Origin of the sequence: Neisseria sp. HMSC073G10, from assembly GCF_001812605.1 — a bacterium.
Lineage (GTDB): Bacteria > Pseudomonadota > Gammaproteobacteria > Burkholderiales > Neisseriaceae > Neisseria > Neisseria subflava_A.
The window spans coordinates 4,597-6,153 of record NZ_KV809502.1; the positions used below are offsets into that span (position 1 = coordinate 4,597).

General features: G+C 38.8%; 4 protein-coding genes. All 4 read right to left on the reverse strand.

Annotated features, from left to right (window positions below; genetic code table 11):
• Nucleotides 1–13 precede the first annotated feature (13 nt).
• The gene (locus HMPREF2865_RS02500; protein ID WP_070645406.1) at nucleotides 14–478 is read right to left on the reverse strand and encodes a hypothetical protein; all 465 of its coding nucleotides are present in this window, start codon (nucleotides 476–478) and stop codon (nucleotides 14–16) included.
• Between the two features lie 255 nt (nucleotides 479–733).
• Complete coding sequence (locus tag HMPREF2865_RS02505; RefSeq protein WP_070645408.1) at nucleotides 734–1,228, reverse strand: contact-dependent growth inhibition system immunity protein; 495 nt, start codon at nucleotides 1,226–1,228, stop codon at nucleotides 734–736.
• 75 nt (nucleotides 1,229–1,303) lie between these two features.
• Entirely contained in the window at nucleotides 1,304–1,378 is a 75-nt protein-coding gene (locus HMPREF2865_RS12465) for a hypothetical protein (protein ID WP_336623262.1), read from the reverse strand.
• A partial coding sequence (locus HMPREF2865_RS12230) for a hypothetical protein (RefSeq protein WP_349267460.1) occupies nucleotides 1,375–1,557 on the reverse strand: 183 nt, incomplete at its 5' end. The genes HMPREF2865_RS12230 and HMPREF2865_RS12465, both read right to left, overlap by 4 nt.

Genomic DNA, 1,557 nt, shown 5'->3' on the forward strand with positions numbered 1-1,557 from the left:
TTGAGTTTAGGTTTCATATGGGCCACGGCTTGCTTTCCAAATATGCTTTTATTTCATAAATTAGATTATTTATATTAGGGGAAACTACATTTCCTGTTTTTCCTATTACAAGTAGACAATTATATTTTATTGCCCAATCAATGGTTTTCTGAATAAATTTAGTATAATCAAATCTTAAATCAAGTTCACACTCTATATCATCTGGCCAAACGGTAAGACTATTACCAAAATTATCACAAAACATGATTGCGTCTTTATCCCAAGACTCTTTCAATTTAAGCTGTTTTTTTGCTTCATTTATTATTGATAATAATATAACATCATTATCGATAAAGTAATTTTCAAAACTTTTATTCTCATTAAAATTCTGAAAACCATTAGATCGATACTCATCAAGTATGATATCTTTATTTGCATTAAATTTATTTCTGATAGCGGCTGATGGGATAAGGTAGTACCGATAATTCCAAATTGCCATTTTTATTTACTCCTATAACGAGGTCTATTAACATTACCTGATTCATTCAAGACATCAATAGAATTTTTCCAATTAGTATTAGGAACGGGAAAGTCAACTTTTTTAAATTTTAATTCACGTATCCTTCCAAGCAAGCCGTAGCCCGCATTAAACCTATGCAGGTAAGGTGTGTGCGGTACGCACGCTGGCCTTGAGTGTGATAAAAAAGATCGTCTGAAAAAAGTTTCCAGCTTTCAGACGACCTTTTGCCAAATATTATCGGCAGCGGCTCAATGCCAACTTTAAACCTGCTCCGATTTCTTCAGGACTGTTATCCAATGATAAAATTACATTGTCTGCATCAATGGCATCCCACGCTTCCAGCTTGACATGGCGGCTCGGGCTGATTTTCAGGCAGCCGTTGTGCAGCCAAATATCCCCGCTCATCATGTTTTTAAATAGGGCACGTCTGGTTTTATAGCCCAAGTTCCCGCATAGGTTGGCAACCCAATCCTCATAGCGTTGCCGAATTTTTTCGGTATCAAAAAAATCTTGGTCTTCTGGACTGTCATAAACGAAAGTCCTGCTGTTTGTCAACGCTTGCAAGACCGTCGTTCCTAAAGTTTCATTGTCGGTATCCAATGGCAGGATATGGGGGGGATATAGGTGGTCTGGAGCATATCGCCCAAATCCTGACCATGTTTGAATAATCAAGGCTCTTTCATTTGCCTTATAGCCAGCCCAATAATCTTGTTCTTGATTGAAAGTCATTTATTCGATCTCCGTAATTTTGACTGTAATGTTTTGACTTTTGCCATACTCTACCACACGTTGCAACTGCAATCTTTACTCCTTATTAGTTTGTGCGGGTATGGCCAGATGGATTTCGCGCTGTTTGATCATGTCGGCCCTTAGTGTCATACCCGAAAGACTATGACGTTCAAAATTTGTCGTCTTAGAGTTGTCTCTACACCGCTGCGGATAATGATTTTGCTAGCCGTGCTGCCGATATGGGTGTGGCGATGGGTTGCTTTTGTCTGATTGCTGTGATGGCTTGTTGGAAGAAAGGCCGAGACCTTTGCAAAATTCCCCAAAATCCC

Excerpts from the sequence above, each read along its gene's own strand:
- HMPREF2865_RS02500 (WP_070645406.1), bottom strand. The coding sequence starts at position 478 with ATGGCAATTTGGAATTATCGGTACTACCTTATCCCATCAGCCGCTATC.
- HMPREF2865_RS02505 (WP_070645408.1), bottom strand. The coding sequence starts at position 1,228 with ATGACTTTCAATCAAGAACAAGATTATTGGGCTGGCTATAAGGCAAAT.